This is a genomic window from Streptococcus mitis (assembly GCF_000960005.1).
GTDB lineage: Bacteria > Bacillota > Bacilli > Lactobacillales > Streptococcaceae > Streptococcus > Streptococcus mitis_CK.
Window position 1 is genome coordinate 1,348,962 of the sequence record NZ_JYGP01000002.1, and the last position, 20,940, is coordinate 1,369,901.

Sequence of the window (20,940 nt, forward strand, 5' to 3'; positions counted from 1 at the left end):
TTCTTTTTGAAATTAAAATAAGACTGGGAGTTGCTCCCAGCCTTGATGTTTATAGAGCTGCACGCAAACGTGCTTCTGCATTTTCTACATTACGGACAGAGCGTGGTAGGAAGGCACGAATATCGTCTTCCTTATAGCCAACTTGCAGGCGTTTTTCATCTACAAGGATTGGGCTCTTTAAAATTCTCGGCGTTTCCATAATCAGATTGAGGACTTCATTGACGCTCAAATCTTCAATATCCACTCCAAGGGCTTTGGCATAGCGATTTTTAGATGAAACGATGCTGGCTATTCCGTTATCTGTTTTGGTTAGAATATCCAGTAATTCTTCTCTCGTAATTCCTTCTTTACCAAGGTTTTGTTCTTTATAACTTAACTGGTGGGCATTGAGCCAGGTTTTTGCTTTTTTACAGCTAGTACAACTTGAGACTGTATAAATTTTAATCATGTACCTACCCCTTTCGCTACATGTTACTATCAGTTTAGTCTATTATACCATAAAAAACATCCGACTTGCGACCTATTTTTAAATTTTTTTGACTTTTTTCGTCATTTTCGTACTTTTTTCTTGACAAAATGAAATTTACAGCCATTCTTGATATTTCTTGATATAGATTTTTTTCACAATTGTCACACTAATCATATACAAAATAATGATGAAAAGTAAAAAGATGAAATAAATCGATTTTAAAGGAGTTAGATGGAGAAGGCTAGCTAGTGGACTGTAGGGAAGGAAGGTCACAAAGGCTGCAGCCAATAGGGTTGTCACAAGGACTAGCCAAGCTGGACGACTTTGTAAAAAGGGAATTTTGGCTGAACGCAGCATATGGATAACCATGGTCTGTGACCACATGGACTCGATAAACCAACCTGTCTGAAACAAGACAATAAATCCTACAGCAGACTCCGCTCCATGGACATAGGCTTGACCTGTCGTCATGGGTACAATGATAAAATAGAGCAAAATAAAGGTCAAAATGTCAAAGGCAGAAGAGATAGGCCCCATCCAAACCATGAAACGTGTGATGGACTTAGCTTCCCATATATGCGGATTTCTCAAAAAATCTTTATCCACCTTGTCAAAAGGCAAGGCAATACAAGACAAATCATAGACTAGATTTAGAATAATCAAATGGACTGGTGCCATTGGTAAAAATGGCAAAAAGATTCCAGAGACCAATAGGGATAAGATATTTCCAAAATTAGAACTCACTGTCATTTTGATATATTTAGTCATATTGGCATAGACCTTACGCCCTTCAACAAGTCCTTTTTCAAGCACCATGAGATCCTTATCAAGTAGGATAACATCAGCTGTTTCTTTGGCAATATCTACTGCTGTATCAACAGAAATCCCCACATCTGCAACTTTCATAGAAGGAGCATCATTGATCCCATCTCCCATATAACCGACAGCATGACCATTAGCCTTAAATTGCAAAATAATCCTCGCTTTTTGGTCAGGTGAAAGTTTGGCAAAGACTGTTACCTCCTCTACGGCTTGGGCCAATTCTTGATCACTCATCTGATCAATTTCAGACCCCAACAGCATCTGATTGATATCCAAACCAACCTTTTCACAGACTGCTTGGGTAACTTTTTCGTTGTCTCCCGTCAAAATCTTTGTTTGAACCCCATGTTCTAACAGAGCCTTAATTGCTGGTGCTGCAGATGGTTTAGGAGGATCTAGGAAGGCTAAATAACCAGTTAGAATCATATCCCCTTCATCATCAACTGTATAGGCATGGCCTTCCCTCAAACCTGACTTATAGGCCACTCCCAAGACACGCAAACCTTGTTGATTTAGTTGTCTGACTTCTGCTAAAATTTCTTCTCTAATAACATCTGTCAAGGGAGTAATCACTCCTTGGTATTCCGCATAACTGGAAATCGTCAACATTTCCTCTAGGGCACCCTTGGTTACCAAACTAACAACTTCGTGTTCATCCTTAACGATAACACTCATCCGTCTACGTTCAAAATCAAAGGGGAGCTCATCTATTTTTTGAAAAGTTTGAGCCAGATTTTGCAAGAGGGTGTGTTCTTTGGCTTCCTTTTCAGTCCGTTTGATGATGGCTCTGTCCATCAAATTTTTCAAGCCCGTTTGAAAATAAGAATTGAGATAAGCTCGTCTCAAGACGGTCAAATCCAAGCGTCCGTGGATGTCCAAGGGATATTCAAGGACAATTTCGTCTTGGGTTAGAGTCCCTGTCTTATCTGTACACAAAATATCAATAGCCCCTAAGTCCTGTATGGCATTGAGTTTCTTGATAACCACTTTTTCCTTGGCCATAATGATGGAGCCTTTTGCTAGACTGGCCGTGATAATCATAGGAAGCATCTCAGGTGTCAATCCAACACCAACACTCAAAGCAAATACGCCAGCTTCCAGCCAGTCACCATCTGTTAAACCATTGGACAAGAAAACGATGGGCACCATGACCAACATCAAGCGAATCAGGAGCCAAGAAATACTATTCATCTCCCGCTCAAACGAAGTAGGCTCGTCATAGGTGTTCAAAGTCTGCTCAATGGCCCCCATCATGGTATCATCACCAACTGCTAAAACCACGGCTTTGGCACTACCAGACAAGACATTGGTTCCCATAAAGGCGAGCGCTTCTGCTTCTAGCAGACTATCAGATTGTTGAACTATTGCCTTGGTCAAGGCCAATTTTTCAACCGATTCACTTTCACCTGTCAAGCCCGACTGTTGTACAAAGAAATCGCGCGACTCAAATAAAAGAAGATCTGCTGGAATCATGTCTCCAGCGCTTAATTTAACCACGTCACCCACTACCAAATCATCGATAGGTACTTCTTGGATTTCTCCTTGACGAATGACAGTCGCTGTGTTGACAATCATTTTTGATAGATTGGTCGCAGCCTTATCACTACGGAGTTCTTGGACAAAGCGTATGCCACCAGAAATGAGGACTAGGACAACGATGATAATGGAAGTTGTCGGATCTTCTTGACCTGGTTTTGCCAACCAGACATTGGTCACCAAGGAAATCACGGCGATGACCAGCAAGATGATGGTAAAAGGATTGATAATGGATTCGTAAATCTTTTTGAGGATACTGTCTTCTTGACCCTTTGTGATGGTATTTTCGCCATATAGGTCACGATTTTTCTCCACCTGCTCCCCAGTCAAGCCTGTTAGACTTGTCTTATAAAAAGATAGAGTTTCGTTTAAAGATGTATGAATAGCTGTTGCTAATCTTTCTTTTGTAGTTTTCATTGGTTTCTCCTATCTGTATGAATGATGTGTTTCATACACAGAGACCAATCACTTTATAAGGGCAGAACGACACAAATCAGCGATTGGCTGTGTATGTGCGGTTCCGGATGATCGTCAATTTGCATCGTCTATCTCCTTTCTTTGTTTTTAAACAGTAGAAAATCCTACCATCAAAAAATGGCAGGATTAAAAAACTAATTATCTGTTTTTTCGTTCAAGCTTTAACTCCATAGGGCAATGTAATGAGCTTAGTCTTGGCCTTCGCGACCAGGACTGTTGACCAACGAGTAGTGTCTCCACTGCTTTGCGGTAGTCATCCGTATCCCTATGGTAGCCTCACCTACCGTTTTCGTCTTTCAGTATAAACCTTTAAATTTTAAAAGTCAATCATTTGAGTTGTTTAACTCTTAGATAACTATCAACTCTTTTGGAGCTAAGGTCAACAATTCACAACCTGACTCTGTAATCAGAATATCATCCTCGATACGAACGCCATATTTGCCTTCGATATAGATACCTGGCTCATCTGTCAATGCCATACCTGCCTTAATAGTTTCTGTAGAAGTCTGGCTAAAGTATGGTTCCTCATGGATATCCAGTCCAATACCGTGTCCAATACCGTGGGTAAAATAGTCGCCATAGCCTGCCTCGATGATAATATCACGAGGAATTTTGTCAAAGTCACGGAAACCTAAGCCAGCCTTAGCCTGATCAATCAAGGCTTGGTTGGCTTTCAAAACCGTATTGTAAATCTCTGCTTGCTCGTCGCTGACATGGCCCAGATAGATAGTCCGTGTCATATCGCTGACATAGTGGTCGTAGAGGCATCCAAAGTCCATGGTAATAGCTTCTCCCAGCTCCACTGGTTTGTGCATTGGATGGGCATGGGGCTTAGAAGAGTTGATTCCGCTAGCTAGGATAGTGTCAAAAGACAAGCCAGATGCTCCCAACTCACGCATGCGGAAGTCAAGGAAGTTGGCAATTTCAATTTCAGTTTTTCCTGGCTTAATAAAGTCAAGCGCATCGCGGAAAGCTTGGTCTGAGATAGAACAAGCCTTGCGAATCGCTGCAATCTCTGCCTCATCCTTAATCATTCGAAGACCTTCAACAAACTGAGTTTGTGGAAGCAAGTCAATTCCTTCAAAGGCTGCCTGCATACGGTGGTAATAAGATACTGAAATCTCATCCTCAAAACCGATTCGAGACAAGCCCATATCCTTAACAATGCCTGCAATGACAGCCAATTCATCACGATCAGCCACAATCTCAAACCCACTGGTTTCTTGCTTAGCTGCAATGATATAGCGAGAGTCTGTCACCAAGACCTGACGGTCACGGCTGATGAAGACTGTTCCGTTTGAGCCCCAAAAACCAGTCAAATAATAGACGTTTTTAAGGTTATTGATGATGATGCCATCTAGTTCTTTTTCTTGCATTTTAGCTAGAAATGCTTGTACACGTTTATTCATGATGTAACTTTCCTTTCAAATAGTGTCCTGTGTAGCTGGCTTCATTGGCCGCTACTTCTTCTGGAGTTCCTGTTGCGATGATGGTTCCACCACCGACACCGCCCTCAGGTCCCAAGTCAATAATATGGTCTGCAGTCTTAATAACGTCTAGATTGTGCTCAATGACGAGGACTGTATTGCCATCGTCTACAAAGCGAGCTAAAACCTTAAGCAAGCGAGCGATATCCTCGGTATGAAGACCTGTCGTCGGCTCATCCAGAATGTAGAAAGATTTTCCTGTCGATCGTTTGTGGAGTTCACTAGCCAGCTTCATACGCTGGGCTTCTCCCCCAGAAAGGGTGGTAGCTGGTTGCCCTAGCGTCACATAGCCCAGTCCCACATCCTTGATGGTCTGAAGTTTACGTTGAATCTTTGGAATATGTTGGAAGAATTCCACTGCATCGTTGACGGTCATATCCAAGACCTGCGAGATATTTTTTTCCTTGTAATGAACTTCTAGGGTTTCACTATTGTAGCGGGTTCCGTGGCAGACTTCACAAGCCACATAAACATCTGGCAAGAAGTGCATCTCAATCTTGATGATCCCGTCACCTGAGCAGGCTTCGCAACGACCACCCTTGACGTTAAAACTGAAGCGCCCCTTCTTGTAACCACGAATCTTGGCTTCGTTTGTTTGAGCAAAAAGGTCACGTATATCGTCAAAGACACCTGTATAGGTAGCTGGGTTGGACCTCGGCGTCCGTCCGATAGGGCTCTGGTCAATATCAATCAAGCGGTCGACATGCTCAATCCCTGTAATAGTCTTAAATTTACCTGGTTTGTCTGAATTGCGGTTGAGCTTCTGGGCAATGGCTTTTTTGAGAATACTGTTGATTAAGGTCGATTTCCCAGAACCTGATACACCAGTCACAGCGATAAATTTTCCTAACGGGAAGCGAGCTGTGACATTTTGCAGGTTGTTCTCACGCGCTCCTGTCACCTCGATAAAACGACCATTTCCAGTACGGCGCTCTTCTGGCACTGGAATGGCACGTTTGCCTGACAAGTACTGGCCTGTGATAGACTTGCTGTTGCGAGCCACCTGTTTGGGCGTACCTGCAGCGACAATCTCCCCACCAAAAACACCGGCACCGGGACCAACGTCAATCAGATAATCCGCCTCGCGCATGGTATCTTCATCATGTTCTACCACAATGAGAGTATTGCCCAAATCACGCATCTTTTTGAGACTGGCAATCAGACGGTCATTATCCCTCTGGTGAAGACCGATTGACGGCTCATCCAAAATATAGAGAACACCTGATAGGTTAGAACCAATCTGGGTCGCCAAGCGAATACGCTGACTTTCCCCACCTGAAAGGGTTCCTGCCGAACGTGACAGGGTTAGATAGTTAAGACCCACGTTATTAAGGAAGGTCAAACGGTCCTTGATTTCCTTGAGAATAGGCCGAGCAATGATGGCTTCATTTTCAGACAAGGTTAACTGGCTCACCAAGTCCAAGTGGTCAGCGATAGACAGGTCTGAGATTTCTCCAATATGTGGCCCTTGCTGGCCACCCACACGGACAGACAAGGCCTGGTCATTGAGACGATAGCCGTGACAGGTTCCGCAGGTCAGCTCATTCATGTAAAGGCGCATCTGGGTGCGAGTGTAATCGCTGTTTGTCTCGTGATAGCGACGCTTGATATTATTGACAACTCCCTCAAAAGGAATGTCAATATCGCGCACACCACCAAATTCATTCTCATAGTGGAAATGGAATTCCTTGCCATCTGAGCCGTAGAGAATCAAGTTCTTATCCTCTTCTGACAAGTCCTCAAAAGGCTTATCCATATCCACTCCAAAGGCTGTCATAGCCTGCTCTAGCATGTTTGGATAGTAGTTGGATGAGATAGGATTCCAAGGTGCCAGCGCCCCCTCACGTAGCGTTTTGCTGGCATCTGGCACTACCAAATCAGTATCCACCTCCAGCTTGATGCCCAAGCCGTCACACTCACTACAAGAACCAAAAGGAGCATTGAATGAGAAGAGACGTGGCTCTAACTCTGGAACAGTAAAGCCACAAACTGGACAGGCATAATGCTCAGAGAACAACAACTCAGAGTCGTCCATAGTGTCGATAATGACATAACCTTCTGCAATACGAAGGGCAGCCTCAATGGAATCAAAGAGACGACTACGGATACCCTCCTTGATAACAATACGGTCAACCACGACATCAATATTGTGTTGCTTGCTCTTAGACAACTCTGGCACTTCGGTCACATCATAGACTTCCCCATCCACACGGACGCGGACATACCCATCTTTCTGAACCTTCTCGATAACACTCTTATGTTGGCCTTTTTTCTTGCGGATGACAGGGGCCAAAATCTGCAAGCGCTGGCGTTCAGGCAATTCTAAAACCTTATCCACGATTTGCTCCACAGAAGAAGCTTTGATAGCCCCATGCCCGTTGATACAGCAAGGCGTCCCCACACGCGCGTAGAGGAGACGCAGATAGTCATTGATTTCAGTCGTCGTTCCCACTGTCGAGCGAGGGTTTTTGCTAGTCGTTTTTTGGTCGATGGAAATAGCTGGGCTGAGACCATCAATAGCATCTACATCAGGCTTCTCCATGTTTCCCAAGAACTGACGAGCATAGGCTGACAAACTCTCCACATAGCGACGTTGTCCCTCAGCATAGAGGGTATCGAAGGCCAGACTGGATTTCCCTGAACCTGACAAGCCAGTCACTACAACCAGCTTATCTCGCGGAATCTCCACATCAATATTTTTTAAATTATGGGCACGCGCCCCATGAATGACAATTTTATCTTGCATCTTTGTTCTTTCTAGTCCATTATTGCTTACCATTATACCAAAAAAAGTGAGATTCTATTACCCAAAAGGCTGAATTTGTAGTATAATAGTACGGTGTGAAAAAATCTGAAAAATGAGAAAGGATAAGGGATATGAAACAAGTTTTTCTCTCTACAACAACTGAATTTAAAGAGATCGATACACTTGAACCGGGTACTTGGATCAATCTCGTCAATCCGACTCAAAATGAATCACTCGAAATCGCCAACGCCTTCGATATTGATATTGCTGACCTTCGGGCACCGCTCGATGCGGAAGAAATGTCTCGTATTACCATTGAAGACGAGTATACCCTGATTATCGTAGACGTTCCAGTCACAGAGGAAAGAAATAACCGCACCTACTACGTAACCATCCCGCTTGGTATTATCATCACCGAGGAAACCATTATCACTACGTGTTTGGAACCATTACCGGTCCTCGATGTCTTTATCAACCGTCGATTGCGTAATTTCTATACCTTCATGCGTTCGCGTTTTATCTTTCAGATTCTTTATCGCAATGCAGAGCTTTACCTAACAGCCCTTCGTTCGATTGATCGTAAGAGTGAACAGATTGAAAGTCAACTGCATCAATCAACTCGTAATGAAGAATTGATTGAGCTCATGGAATTGGAAAAAACCATCGTCTATTTCAAGGCATCCCTCAAAACAAATGAGCGTGTGATTAAGAAATTGACCAGCTCAACCAGCAATATCAAGAAATACCTTGAGGACGAAGACCTGCTTGAAGACACCCTGATTGAAACCCAACAGGCCATCGAGATGGCAGATATTTATGGAAACGTCTTGCATTCTATGACAGAGACCTTTGCCTCTATCATTTCCAACAACCAGAACAACATCATGAAAACCTTGGCCCTTGTGACCATCGTTATGTCCATCCCAACCATGGTCTTTTCTGCCTACGGGATGAACTTTAAGGATAATGAAATCCCCCTAAACGGAGAGCCAAATGCCTTCTGGTTAATCGTATTTATCGCCTTTGCTATGAGTGTCTCGCTCACTCTCTATCTCATCCATAAAAAATGGTTCTAAGAGGAGTTCTTATGTCTCAGATTGATCTACAAAAATTAACAAAGAAAAACCAAGAGTTTATCCATATCGCTACCCAACAATTCATCAAAGATGGAAAAACAGACGCTGAAATCAAGACTATTTTTGAGGAAGTCATTCCTCAAATTCTTGAAGAGCAAGCCAAGGGTACGACTGCTCGTTCCCTCTATGGCGCGCCAACTCATTGGGCTCATAGTTTCACTGTCAAGGAACAATATGAAAAAGAGCATCCAAAAGAAAATGATGATCCAAAACTGATGATTATGGATTCAGCTCTTTTCATCACTAGCCTCTTTGCCCTCGTCAGCGCCCTCACAACCTTCTTTGCGGCAGATCAAGCTTTCGGCTATGGATTGATTACCCTCCTCTTAGTTGGACTGGTTGGTGGATTTGCCTTCTACTTGATGTACTACTTTGTTTACCAATACTATGGACCAGATATGGACCGCAGTCAACGTCCACCTTTCTGGAAATCTGTACTAGTTATCCTAGCATCTATGTTCCTTTGGTTGCTTGTCTTCTTTGCAACAAGCTTCCTACCAGCTAGCCTTAACCCAGTACTTGCTCCAGTGCCACTAGCTATTATCGGAGCAGTTCTCCTAGCCCTTCGCTTCTATCTCAAGAAACGCTTGAACATCCGCAGCGCAAGCGCAGGACCAACACGCTATTAAGAAGAATGATAAAAGCAACTGCAGGCGCGGTTGCTTTTTCACTTACTTTTTTGATTTTAAAGTATTCTTCTGACATCCCACATAGCTCTATCTAATCTTTTGTGATAAAATAGGCTCAATCTATTTCTAAGAGGATAAAATATGATTTCTACTATTGGTATTATTAGTTTATCTAGTGGCATTATCGGAGAGGACTTTGTCAAACACGAAGTAGACTTGGGTGTCCAACGTCTCAAGGACCTGGGACTCAATCCTATCTTTTTGCCCCATTCGCAAAAAGGATTAGACTTTATCAAGGACCATCCTGAAGCGCGTGCAGAGGATTTGATGCAAGCCTTTTCTGATGATAGCATCGACATGATCCTATGCGCCATCGGTGGAGACGATACCTATCGCTTGCTACCTTATCTTTTTGAAAATGACCAACTCCAAAAGGTTATCAAACAAAAAATTTTTCTTGGCTTCTCGGATACAACCATGAACCACCTCATGTTGCATAAACTAGGAATCAAAACTTTTTATGGTCAATCCTTTTTAGCAGACATTTGTGAACTGGACAAAGAAATGCTAGCCTATAGCCTTCATTACTTTAAGGAATTGATTGAGACTGGAAGAATCTCAGAAATCCGCCCTAGTGACGTTTGGTATGATGAAAGGACTGACTTCAGTCCCAAGGCTCTGGGGACACCTCGTGTCAGTCATGCAAATACTGGTTTTGAATTATTGCAAGGAAATGCCCAGTTCGAGGGAAAAATACTCGGTGGTTGCCTCGAATCCCTCTACGATATCTTTGACAACTCTCGATACGCAGATAGCACGGAGCTCTGCCAAAAATACAAACTTTTCCCTGACTTGTCAGACTGGGAAGGAAAGATCCTCTTGCTAGAGACAAGCGAAGAAAAGCCTGAGCCAGAAGACTTCAAAAAGATGTTGCGGACTTTAAAGGACACTGGCATATTCGCGGTCATCAGTGGACTCCTGGTCGGAAAACCTATGGATGAAACTTTCTATGACGACTATAAAGAGGCACTATTGAATATTATTGACAGCAATATCCCGATTATCTATAATCTAAATGTCGGCCACGCAACTCCAAGAGCCATTGTACCCTTCGGAGTCCACGCCCACGTAGATGCACAGGAACAAGTCATTCGCTTTGACTATAACAAATAAAGCTGGGAAAAGTTTCTCAGCTTTTTTCTATATTCTCAGATATGCTAGTTACCTGTACATACTAATGACCGCTTTTCCACTCACAATCATTCTCGTGGTCGTCAATCAGGCCTGCTGCTTGTAGAAAAGACAAGACAGCGACTGGGCCTGTGAACTTGAAACCTCGTTTTTTGAGATTTTTGGCCAATTTCTCAGACAAGGGTGTTTTAGCTGGGGCTTGGCGGTAATCGGGAACATCGTTAACGATTGTTTTCCCTTCAACAAAAGACCAAAGATAGGCATCAAAAGAGCCATATTCTTCCTGTAGTCGTAAAAATGCTTGGGCGTTAGCGCGTGTAGCAAAAATCTTGGCTCTATTTCGGATGATAGCTGGATTATCCAGCAAGGCTTCCAATTCGGTATCGGACATCTCTGCGACTGCTTGAATTTGATAGCCATGAAATGCTTCTCGGAAAGCCTGGCGTTTGTTTAGTACCGTTTCCCAAGACAGGCCTGCCTGATAGGTTTCCATACACAACAACTCAAACAATGCTTGGTCATCATGGAGGGGTTGGCCCCACTCCTCATCATGATAGGCGATGTAGAGCGGATTGGTCATCTTGACCCACGAACAACGTTTTGTCATGCTCTGCTCCTATTTGACCAACATTTTAAGGGCCGACTTGATATAGTTCTCAGCTGTATCTGTCGTTCCTTCAAAGAATTTCTTGATTTTCTTGAGTTCGGTCGCCTTATAGCCCAGTGCCAGCATAGCCTCCATGGCTTCTTCCAATTCTTGGTTTTCAGCGCTAGCTTGCACTTCCACCTTGGCAGGAAGATCATCTCCTGCAACTACTACCTTGCCTTCCAAGTCCAGCACCATCTGCTGGGCTGTTTTCTTGCCAATTTTAGGGAACTTAGTCAAGTAGGTAATGTTCTTGGTTTCAATGGCTTGAACCAAGCCAGCATTGTCATCAGCAGCGATAATAGCAAGAGCTGATACAGGCCCAATCCCAGACACCGAAATTAGACTAAGAAAGAGCTTTTTCTCATCTTCTGAGCGAAATCCATAAAGCAGATGGGCATCCTCACGCACGACCTGATGCACATAAATTTGAGCCTCTTGATTGATCTGTCCCGAGTAAGCATAGGGGTTAGCTACATGCAGGATATAACCTATACCATTGGTTTCAAGAACAATGTATTTAGCAGTGATTTTGGTAATGATTCCTTTTAAATATTCGTACATAGTTTTCCTTTTAGTTTAATATTTCCCCAGCTCACGGAGACTGGTGTGATTTTCCTGAATACGTCGGAACATCTTTTCCATATCTGACTTGGTAAAATGCACTAAAACAGGACGTCCGTGGGGACAGTTATAGGGATTGTCACATTGAGAAAGTTGATAAAGCAACTGTCTGGCCGAATGGTCGTCAATACGATGGTTGGCCTTGATAGACCGCTTGCAGGACATCATGATAGCCAGCTCTGCTCGATATTTCTTGATAGAAACTTCCTTGGTCAAAAGGAGCATGTCGCACATCTCATAGATACCTGATTCAATCTCTTCTTCTGCCATCCAAATAGGATGTTCACGTAAGATGAATTGATTTTCTCCGTACTCTGCTAGAAAGACGCCCACTTCCTCCAAATGTGCCATTCTTTCCTTGAGACGAAGAGCATCATCCGCAGGAAATTCAAAGATGTAGGGCACTAGGAGTTGTTGTTGACTTTGGTCAACATCGCCAATGCTTTCACGATATTCCTCATACTTGACCCGTTCCTGCGCCGCGTGCTGGTCTATGATATAGAGCCCATCTCGCCCTTGGGCAAAGAGATAAGTCCCATGCATTTGTCCGAAAAATTCCAACTCTGGGAAGCTGGATGATTCTTCTCTCTCCAGCTTATCATAAGCCTTATCAAGACTAGCTAGATCTAACTCTGGATGGTCTAATTGGTCGTAGTTAGCTGGCTTTCTCTCTGCAAAATGCAGTTTTGCTGGCTTGGTCAATTGGTCCAAAGTTTCTTTGGCAAACAGGGTCAAATCCTGTCCTTCATCAGTCAATTCTACCTGATAATCAGCCACCTCAGCTTGACTGGGCCTTGACGGCTCAGTTTTCTCATAGTAGAGCGTATTTTCTTTGAGTGGGAGAATAGTTTGCTCGACTTTCTCACGATTGCGCACAGTCGATTTGGCAAGATTTTCCAAGGCATCAGGTATCAAGGTTTGTTCCTTGAGGCTCTTGGAAATGGCTTCTGAGACCAATGCCATCAGTTCTTTTTCCTTGGAAATCCGCACCTCTTGCTTGGTCGGATGCACATTGACATCTGCTAGATAAGGGTCGATATGGATATGAATGACAGCCAGTGGAAAACGGCCTACCATGAGCTTGCTACCATAACCATCTAAAATAGCACGGTTGAGCAAGAAGTTCTTGATATAACGGCCATTGATGAAGAGGCTGATATAGTTGCGATTAGCCCGAGTCAACTCAGGCAAGGACACAAAACCTGAAATTTCGAAATCAAGGTCAGAGTTCTCAATTTCAATCATCTTCTTGGCACTCGCCAAACCATAAATTCCTGCGATGGCTTGACGCAGTTGACCAGTCCCTGCTGTCCGCGTCATTTCCTTGCCATCACTAATCAAACTAAAAGAAATCTCAGGATGGGCCAAGCCCAGACGGTTGACGATATCAATGATATGAGACAACTCTGCTTGCTGGCTCTTCATATACTTAAGGCGGGCAGGCGTATTGAAAAAGAGATCCTCCACACAAACCTTGGTTCCCGCAGGACTAGTCGCTGGGATGATTTCTTCAACTTCTCCCCCACGCGCGACGAGCTTGGTTCCATGACTTGCACCATCCATCGCCGTCAAAAGGGTCAAAACACTAACAGAAGCGATAGAAGGCAAGGCTTCACCACGAAAACCAAGCGTCCGAATCCGAAAGAGGTCGGCTTGATTTTTTATCTTACTAGTCGCATGGCGGCGCAGGGCCAATTCCACCTCATCGTGGGCAATTCCATGGCCATTATCTGTGATTTGAATTTTCTTGAGACCAGCTTCCTCAATCTCAATGATAATCTGACTAGAACCCGCGTCAATGGCGTTTTCTACCAGCTCCTTAACAACGCTAGCTGGACGCTCGATAACCTCTCCAGCTGCAATCTGGTTTGCCAGCACCTCTGGCAATTCAATAATATGAGACATCTTTCAGCCCCTTTCTGTATCTATTTTCCTAGAAATTGATTAGTGCTATTATACCATATTTCAGAAAGGACAGAAAAGCAAGCACCACATAGGAACCAAATCCCTCCACATAGACAAAGTCCCTTGCCAGGTGTCGTAAAATAGTGTTTAATAAAGGTGTACAAGAAGTGATCACAATTTTGTATGAAAAACAAGGAGAGAAATTTATGAAAGTAGAACTACAGATTAGTGAGACTTACGAAGAGGAAAGACTGATTGTCCAAGCACCTCAGCCGACAGATAAAGTCCAGAAAGTCATCGATTTCGCAGAAAATCTGGATCTAACAGAAAAAATCAAAGGGAAAATTGATAATCAGGTCTATCTCGTTGAGATTGGCAAGATTCAACGCTTCTATATCGAGAATCGGAAGGTTCTAGCAGAAACGGCGAGTCAGACCTACACCATTGATTTGCGACTCTATCAGGTCCTTGAAATTCTGCCAACAACTTTTATCCAAATTTCTCAATCTGAAATCGTCAATATCGACTCTATCTCTCATCTCAAGCTAACCCCCAACGGTCTAGTAGAAATCTTTCTAAAAAACGAAAGTTTCACCTACTCTTCACGCCGTTACCTAAAAACCATCAAGGAGAAATTAGAACTATGAAAAAACAAATTTTCCACGACGCAGCTGCTGGTGTCCTCATCGGCCTCATCCTCTCTATCATCTTTTCACTCATTTATGCACCAAATACCTACGCACCGCTAAATCCCTACTCTATCATCGGCCAAGTGATGGCTCAACATCAGGTTCACGGTGCCCTGGTCTTGCTCTACTGCACACTTATTTGGGCAGCTATCGGTATTCTCTTCAACTTTGGCAAGCGATTATTCAGCCGTGACTGGAGCTTGCTCCGTGCGACTCTGACCCATTTCTTCCTCATGCTGGCTGGCTTTGTCCCACTAGCAACCCTAGCAGGTTGGTTTCCCTTCCACTGGATCTTCTATCTCCAGCTCATTATCGAGTTTGCGATTGTCTACCTCATCATTTGGGCTATTCTCTATAAAAGAGAAGCTAAAAAAGTGGACCATATCAATCAACTCTTGAAGCATAAAAAGTAAGAGTGCTGATAAAACCACTTGGAATAATAAAAAAGTCAAGCCTAAGCTTAACTTTCCAAGTCATACAAATCTGCGATAATAGCTGCGACACGTTTGATATCTCCAAGCATGCCTCGCATTTCAAAATCGGCCAATACAGGGAAACCAAAGCGTTGACTGTATTGCTTGGCTGTCAGACAGTATTGGTTATTAAAGTTACGATTTCCTGAACCAACCACACCAAAACACTTACTAGCATTGTCTCCATAGGCGATAAAATCCCCAACGGGTGTCGTCAATATCTCAACATCTCCGTTATCCACGCCATTCCCACCTTCAAGGTAGGTCGGCAAAAAAGCAACATAGGGATAGTCCATTTCATAGAAATCTTGGCCTTCTTTGACCAAATCCTTGATATGAATCTTTTGGACCTCAATTCCCTCGTACTGGGACAAGAGATAGTCTTTCAAGCGCGTCACAAAACTCTCAGTGTTGCCACTCAGACTAATATAAACTAAAGAAATTGTCTTCATATGTACCTCCATGATTTTATCTATAATCGAAAAATAACTACCAAGATTGTAACTTGATAGTTATTTTTTGTCAATACTTAGGCAAGTTCTTCTGTTTCCTCTTCTTCCGCCAAGGCTTTTTGCTGACGCCACATCTTGTAAAAGACAAGGGCTAGGAAAAGAACATTGATAACGATATAGAAAATGCTAACAGCTTTTGAACCAATACTCATTGTCAAACGCATGGTCTCATCTTGAAGCAACTGCACAGCGTCTTGCAAAGTCACATAGGTATAAATTGAACCAATAATAGCTAACAAAACATAGCCAACATAAGTATAGTTTGCATATTGCAAATTCTTACGAACAAGGAAGACAATAGCTACTACCACTAAAATAGCAGACAGCACAATCAAGGCAACATTAAAAATAGAATGAGATGCTTCTGCTACTCTATAGCTATAATTAATGCTATCTTCTACCTGCTGAGCACTGACCCCTGCAACTTGTTTTTGAGCAGCACGAAGGACTTCTTTGCTAGGTAAGGGCTTCAAAAGTTCAAACAGAGACATAGCTGAAATAAGGGCAGACAAGATTAGCAAGACCCATAGATAGATTGGTTTCTTTTTCATAATAGAACCTCCTGATATTATTATCGATATTATAGCACCTTTTGTAAAAGAATACAAATATTATAGTGTAGTTTCTACCTGTTTTCGGTAGGCTTTTGGCGATTTTCCGCACAATTTTCGGAACACTTTATAGAAATATCCAACATTACTGTAACCAACAGCATAACAAATATCTTCAATACTGTCACTAGTTGAAAGTAAAAGTTGCTGAGCGGCCTTAATGCGTTGTTTATTTAGTAACTCTGCGAAGGTCGAATTGGTTTCTCGCTTAATCAACTGCCCCAGATAGACAGGATTGATAAAGAGATCCTTACTGATATCCTTGAGGGAAAGTTCTTTTTGATAATCACGCCCAATGACTTCTAGCACACTGACCACATTCTCATTCATACGATATTGCCCAAAGAATCGGGTCAGAGTTTCCTTGATATAAGGAACCAGTTCATCGAATGATTGAATAGCATGAATCGTTTTGACAATATCCGTCAAATCATCAGCTTTGAGATGCTCAAATAAATGGAAGACATCCATGACAAACTGGATAAAAAGCTGTTTGGTAATCGGAACACGCGGCGTATTTTCAAGAACCACCTTCTCCAAAAGGTTCAACTCTTCCACGATTTGATTGAGATTTCCCTGAATGATAACCCTATAAATCGGTTCGTAATAGGCAAAGAGACTCTCAGACTGTTTTAGATTTACAGAACCGTAAAAGAGGGCTTTCTCAGCATTCAGCTTCCAGCGTTCAAAGTGTTCTTGATAAGGAGCTTCAAAGGGAGTAACGACTAAACCATCTAGGACTTGATCAGAAATAAAAATCTGCCAGTCTTGACCCAAGACATAGTAGGGAATGGTGAAGGAGCCTTGTTTTTCCTTAGCTAGGCCTATCCACCAATTCTCCTCACCTCCTAGATAACTAACAAATCCAGCCTCGTCTAAATCTTGACTGAGGGTCTGACTTTTCTTCCCTCTCTCGCCGAGCTGACCTGCAATCTTCTCCAGCAGATTTCCCAACTCTACCTTATCAACAGGTTTGACCAGATAGTCCACCACACTAAGGTTCATTGCTCTTTTGACATAATCAAACTCCTGATAACCTGAGAGCAGGATATAGGCAGCATCTGGTAAAATCTCTTTCATTTCCCGAATCATATCAAGCCCTGTTTTGTCGGGCATATTAACATCTGAAATGATGACATCAACAAGATTTTCCTGAACATATTCTAGGGCTTCATCGGCATGACTGGCTGTTGCGACGACCTCCATATCCCACTTATCAAAGGGAATCAAACGTTTCAGACCTTCTGTCACCATGTACTCATCATCTACTAATAATACTTTATACATTTTCTCCCTTTCTACTCATCTTGAATTGTAATACGATACTGAACACCTGCTTGCTCTGCAGACTCTATAGTAATAGCATAGCGATCCCCAAAATAGAGCACAAAACGCTCATGGACATTGACAATCCCGATAGACTGCTTTTGTTCACTGTAACTGGCTTGGTGTTCAAAATGTCTCTGACTTAACTTTTCTCGAATACTTGTCAGTTTTTCAGCCGACATACCACGGCCATTATCTACCACTAAAATTTCCACAAAACCATCCTGTTTAAGCGCCTTGATGCTAATCACATTATCTGTCCGTCTGTGGTCAACACCATGCGCGAAATAATTTTCTACTAGCGGTTGCAAAGTAAACTTGGGAATCTTCATATTCTCTAACTCTGGATCTATCTTGAAACCATAGGCAATGGACTTGGGATAGCGAACCATGCAGAGATAGCTGTATTTACGACAAAATTCTAATTCCTGTTTGAGAAGAGTCTCTCTTTCGTCGGAAATATTGTTACGCAAGAGACTACTGAATTCATAAATGATATCTGCTAACTCATCTTGACTTTGCATGACTGCGTACATACGCAAGAACTCCAGAGTATTGTACATGAAGTGAGGGTTGATTTGCGCCTGCAAGGCCCGCATATTGGCATCTTTTTGACTAAGCTCTAACTGGTAAATATCATGGATATTCTTTTCCAAGCGATCCAACATATCATTAGTGGTCTCTGCGATTAAGAGCAATTCCTGATCCTTTTCAAGCGTATCGATGCGAAGACCTTCTTGCCCTTGGGCAATAGCTTGGATGGAATCCACCAGATCCACTACCTGCTTTTGATAATTAGCAAAGGTCTGCCTCAACGTCAGATAGAGAATGACAATAAAGAGAAGGCTCAAGCCTACAATCAAAGCAGAGCTGGTCACCGTTCCTTGTAAAACAAAATTTTTGGGAACTGCCACCTGAACCTGATAGCCATGAGAGGTCACACCAACAAACCAGTTCTCATGTTCCCTATTGACCCTCTCACCAATATGAAAAATTTCCGTATCAAATGGTGATGTCACAGTAACAGCCATCGGAATATGACCTCGGGTATTGTCAATGGCATGATATAAAACTTCTGGATCCAAGGAGATGTAAATCACTCCTATAGATTGATCCGTTGCTGGGTCCAGAACTGGAATGCCAAAACTATTGGCCTCCGGTTTAAAGGCTTCAGCTGGCAAGACATGACCACTTCTTTTATCCCTGGTTGAAACATAAACTTCTTTAAAATCCTGCAAGACTATTGCAACACCCGTTATAGAGTCATTTTGGACATAAAGATCATCAATATTTTCATACAGAGAAATAGAAGTTGACGAAGTTGCTTGATGCTCCAACAGCCAATAAAAATACTCAGAAGTTGACAGGCTAAAGTACTTATAAACCCCTTGTATCCGGTCTTGATTGGCTACTAAATCTTGCGCTAGTTGGGCTGACTCCCGATAATAATACTCCACCTCATCAACTGTTCGAGTGGTTACACGTTGGGCTACTCTTTGAGCTTCCTTTTCCCGTGAATCCCAGTCAGCGTAAGAGAGTAAGATTGCAAAACTCGCAATAATAATCATCATAACTGAACTGTAGGTTCTCAGAAGCGTATGTAGCCAAAACTGCTTCATTCTATTTTGTCGCCAATTTTTCATGGATACTTTCATAGACCGGTTCCAACATATCACTGATAAAGAAATGCCACATCCCAATTCCTACAAAGAAAAGTAGGGCAGGCATATAGTAACCAATTGCCACAAGTAGCACAGTTCCAAGGAGAACCTTGGCCACAGCTGCTAGACTCATAAAGATGCCAATCAAGGATAGTTTGAGACTATTTCGATAAGACAAGTCAAAATAAACTTGTAATTTCAAAGATACTGTATAAGCCAAAAACAGCAAGGCAACTACTAGGACATTCAAAAAGGTCGCAATCAAATGAACGATGGTCTGATGAGGCAATTGCACCAATAGATACAGGCCATAGACCAAAACTAGATCCACCCCTAAAAAGCTATAGAAAATCAGGTTGCTTGAGACGAAATTTTGCTTATAAAGAGACCACGCCTCCTTCAAACTGTATTCGCGAAAGCTATAGCCATGTTCTGCATACAGGCTCATCAAGGTTGCACTAGCCGGCGCTAGACCAAGGATAATCCCTCCCACCAAGGTTAATAGCCAAAAGAAGGCTGTCGCAATCATCCCTAAAAAGAAACGATTAAAGACAAAGTCTAAAAATCTCCCCATGATATCCCCCTAAAAATAACTATGAAACTATTATATCATATTTCAAGCGTTTTCAAAAACTTCTAGTATCCATTTACAATCCCATCAAACCATGGTACAATGAGAATTGTGAAAAAATTATCAGGAGACAATTCATGAAAAAATCTATCTTAACTACACTTCTTTTTGCAGTTCTTTACTTCCTCTGCATGGGGATTGGTGTCCTTTTGGGCAATCTCTTTGATCAAACTGGAAACATGTTTTATGCGCCTGCCTTTACTGCCCTTGTCGGCGGTAGCGTCTATATGATCCTAGTCGCAAAAGTTCCGCGTTTTGGAGCCATTACCACTATCGGCCTTGTTATTGCTCTCTTTTTCTTGGGAACTAAACACGGTGCCGGTGCCTTCCTTCCTGGAATTATCTGTGGTCTCCTAGCAGATGCAGTAGCTAACCTCGGAAAATACAAGGACCAAACTAAGAATTTCCTTTCTTTTATTCTCTTTGCCTTTAGCACATCAGGACCAATCTTACTTATGTGGATTGCGCCCAAAACCTATATGGCAACCCTTCTAGCAAGAGGAAAATCACAAGAATATATCGACCGTATCATGGTTGCTCCAAACCCTGGAACCGTCCTTCTATTTGTCGCAAGTGTTGTCATCGGAGCCCTAGTTGGTGCCTTAATTGGACAAACCTTGAGTAAAAAATTGGTGCAGAAAATCTGATTACTAAAAAAGAGCCAGGCGGCTCTTTTTTATTTATGGCTCAATTTCTTGGTCAAGAAGTCTCCCAAGAATTGGATTGCAAAGATAATCAAAATGATAATAATGGTTGCGAAGATAGTCACATCGTGATTATAGCGGTTAAATCCATAAGCAATGGCTACGTTACCGATACCACCAGCTCCAACCGCACCAGCCATAGCTGTTTCCCCAACAAGGGAAATCAAGGTCACAGTCGTCACACGAATCAAATCTGGAAGACCTTCTGATAGATAAACACCTACGATATCCCAGAATGTCGCCCCGCTCGCTTGAGCCGCCTCAATGACACCGCCATCCAGCTCAGCCAAGACAACCTGCACCTGACGGGCAAAGAAGGCAAAGACCGCAAAAGATAGGGGTACAATAGCCGCATTTGGCCCGATACTTGTCCCTACGATTAGGTGTGAGAAGGGTGACAAGACTGCCAAGAGAATGATAAATGGCACCGCACGGAAAATAGAGGTAATCTTATCCAAAATCCAGAAAACGACCTTATTTTCCAAGACACCACCTGGCGCTGTCAAGACAAGGAAAAGACCTGCCACTAGTCCCAAGAAACCTCCGATGATGAAGGAAAGAACTGTCATATAAAGGGTTAGGTAGATGGCTGTTCCCCAGCCTGCTTGACCAGCCCAGCCCATCTTATAGACATTTGGTAAATAGGTTTGAATCAATGATTCCAT

At 42.7% G+C, this 20,940-nt stretch carries 19 protein-coding genes and 1 riboswitch; of the genes, 6 read left to right on the forward strand and 13 right to left on the reverse strand.

Annotated features, from left to right (window positions below):
* Positions 1-49: 49 nt before the first annotated feature.
* From spx to uvrA, 4 genes are all read right to left on the reverse strand, one after another.
* Complete coding sequence (gene spx / locus TZ90_RS07865) at positions 50-448, reverse strand: transcriptional regulator Spx (RefSeq protein WP_000591165.1); 399 nt, start codon at positions 446-448, stop codon at positions 50-52.
* 135 nt (positions 449-583) lie between these two features.
* Positions 584-3,244: a magnesium-translocating P-type ATPase gene (gene mgtA, locus TZ90_RS07875; protein WP_045612372.1), complete on the reverse strand. Its 2,661-nt coding sequence runs from the start codon at positions 3,242-3,244 to the stop codon at positions 584-586.
* Positions 3,245-3,442: 198 nt separating this feature from the next.
* A riboswitch (M-box (ykoK) riboswitch) is annotated at positions 3,443-3,594 on the reverse strand.
* 57 nt (positions 3,595-3,651) lie between these two features.
* Complete coding sequence (locus TZ90_RS07880) at positions 3,652-4,713, reverse strand: M24 family metallopeptidase (protein WP_045612373.1); 1,062 nt, start codon at positions 4,711-4,713, stop codon at positions 3,652-3,654.
* Positions 4,706-7,537: an excinuclease ABC subunit UvrA gene (uvrA, locus tag TZ90_RS07885; protein ID WP_045612374.1), complete on the reverse strand. Its 2,832-nt coding sequence runs from the start codon at positions 7,535-7,537 to the stop codon at positions 4,706-4,708. The genes TZ90_RS07880 and uvrA overlap by 8 nt, the downstream gene beginning before the upstream one ends.
* Positions 7,538-7,668: 131 nt before the next feature.
* Here uvrA and TZ90_RS07890 point away from each other — a divergent pair, with 131 nt between their 5' ends.
* The 3 genes from TZ90_RS07890 (at position 7,669) to TZ90_RS07900 (ending at position 10,475) form a co-directional block, all read left to right on the forward strand.
* On the forward strand, positions 7,669-8,613 hold the full coding sequence (locus TZ90_RS07890; protein WP_000815623.1) for a magnesium transporter CorA family protein: 945 nt from the start codon (positions 7,669-7,671) through the stop codon (positions 8,611-8,613).
* 11 nt (positions 8,614-8,624) lie between these two features.
* Positions 8,625-9,302: a DUF1129 domain-containing protein gene (locus TZ90_RS07895; RefSeq protein WP_000078004.1), complete on the forward strand. Its 678-nt coding sequence runs from the start codon at positions 8,625-8,627 to the stop codon at positions 9,300-9,302.
* A 141-nt stretch (positions 9,303-9,443) separates the two neighbouring features.
* Positions 9,444-10,475 carry a S66 family peptidase gene (locus TZ90_RS07900; RefSeq protein ID WP_045612376.1) on the forward strand — a complete coding sequence of 344 codons (1,032 nt, stop codon included), beginning with the start codon at positions 9,444-9,446 and terminating at the stop codon, positions 10,473-10,475.
* 61 nt (positions 10,476-10,536) lie between these two features.
* Here the strand turns inward: TZ90_RS07900 and TZ90_RS07905 are convergent, their stop codons facing one another.
* The 3 genes from TZ90_RS07905 to mutL are packed head-to-tail and all read right to left on the reverse strand — an operon-like array spanning position 10,537 to position 13,668.
* Entirely contained in the window at positions 10,537-11,100 is a 564-nt protein-coding gene (locus TZ90_RS07905) for a DNA-3-methyladenine glycosylase I (RefSeq protein ID WP_000166579.1), read from the reverse strand.
* Between the two features lie 9 nt (positions 11,101-11,109).
* Positions 11,110-11,703 carry a Holliday junction branch migration protein RuvA gene (gene ruvA, locus TZ90_RS07910; protein ID WP_000273416.1) on the reverse strand — a complete coding sequence of 198 codons (594 nt, stop codon included), beginning with the start codon at positions 11,701-11,703 and terminating at the stop codon, positions 11,110-11,112.
* A 15-nt stretch (positions 11,704-11,718) separates the two neighbouring features.
* The gene (mutL, locus tag TZ90_RS07915) at positions 11,719-13,668 is read right to left on the reverse strand and encodes a DNA mismatch repair endonuclease MutL (RefSeq protein ID WP_000018184.1); all 1,950 of its coding nucleotides are present in this window, start codon (positions 13,666-13,668) and stop codon (positions 11,719-11,721) included.
* 206 nt (positions 13,669-13,874) lie between these two features.
* Between mutL and TZ90_RS07920 the strand changes: the two genes are divergently transcribed.
* Positions 13,875-14,315: a LytTR family DNA-binding domain-containing protein gene (locus TZ90_RS07920; protein WP_000861974.1), complete on the forward strand. Its 441-nt coding sequence runs from the start codon at positions 13,875-13,877 to the stop codon at positions 14,313-14,315.
* A complete protein-coding gene (locus TZ90_RS07925; RefSeq protein ID WP_045612379.1) occupies positions 14,312-14,770 on the forward strand; it encodes a DUF3021 domain-containing protein in 459 nt (152 codons plus the stop codon). The genes TZ90_RS07920 and TZ90_RS07925 overlap by 4 nt, the downstream gene beginning before the upstream one ends.
* Positions 14,771-14,817: 47 nt before the next feature.
* Here TZ90_RS07925 and nrdI read toward each other — a convergent pair whose 3' ends face one another.
* The 5 genes from nrdI to TZ90_RS07950 all read right to left on the reverse strand — a co-directional run bounded on the left by nrdI (position 14,818) and on the right by TZ90_RS07950 (position 19,514).
* The gene (nrdI, locus tag TZ90_RS07930) at positions 14,818-15,282 is read right to left on the reverse strand and encodes a class Ib ribonucleoside-diphosphate reductase assembly flavoprotein NrdI (protein ID WP_045612380.1); all 465 of its coding nucleotides are present in this window, start codon (positions 15,280-15,282) and stop codon (positions 14,818-14,820) included.
* Between the two features lie 77 nt (positions 15,283-15,359).
* Positions 15,360-15,893 carry an ABC transporter permease gene (locus TZ90_RS07935; RefSeq protein WP_045612382.1) on the reverse strand — a complete coding sequence of 178 codons (534 nt, stop codon included), beginning with the start codon at positions 15,891-15,893 and terminating at the stop codon, positions 15,360-15,362.
* A 60-nt stretch (positions 15,894-15,953) separates the two neighbouring features.
* Positions 15,954-17,240: a response regulator transcription factor gene (locus tag TZ90_RS07940; protein ID WP_045612384.1), complete on the reverse strand. Its 1,287-nt coding sequence runs from the start codon at positions 17,238-17,240 to the stop codon at positions 15,954-15,956.
* 11 nt (positions 17,241-17,251) lie between these two features.
* A complete protein-coding gene (locus TZ90_RS07945; protein WP_290108879.1) occupies positions 17,252-18,922 on the reverse strand; it encodes a sensor histidine kinase in 1,671 nt (556 codons plus the stop codon).
* Complete coding sequence (locus TZ90_RS07950) at positions 18,900-19,514, reverse strand: YesL family protein (RefSeq protein WP_045612386.1); 615 nt, start codon at positions 19,512-19,514, stop codon at positions 18,900-18,902. The genes TZ90_RS07945 and TZ90_RS07950 overlap by 23 nt, the downstream gene beginning before the upstream one ends.
* A 134-nt stretch (positions 19,515-19,648) precedes the next feature.
* On the opposite strand from TZ90_RS07950, the gene TZ90_RS07955 reads away from it, so the two are divergent.
* Positions 19,649-20,218 (forward strand): MptD family putative ECF transporter S component, encoded by a 570-nt coding sequence (locus TZ90_RS07955; protein WP_045612388.1) that lies wholly within the window; start codon positions 19,649-19,651, stop codon positions 20,216-20,218.
* A 29-nt stretch (positions 20,219-20,247) separates the two neighbouring features.
* On the opposite strand, the gene TZ90_RS07960 is transcribed toward TZ90_RS07955, so the two are convergent.
* Positions 20,248-20,940 carry a methionine ABC transporter permease gene (locus TZ90_RS07960; protein ID WP_045612390.1) on the reverse strand — a complete coding sequence of 231 codons (693 nt, stop codon included), beginning with the start codon at positions 20,938-20,940 and terminating at the stop codon, positions 20,248-20,250.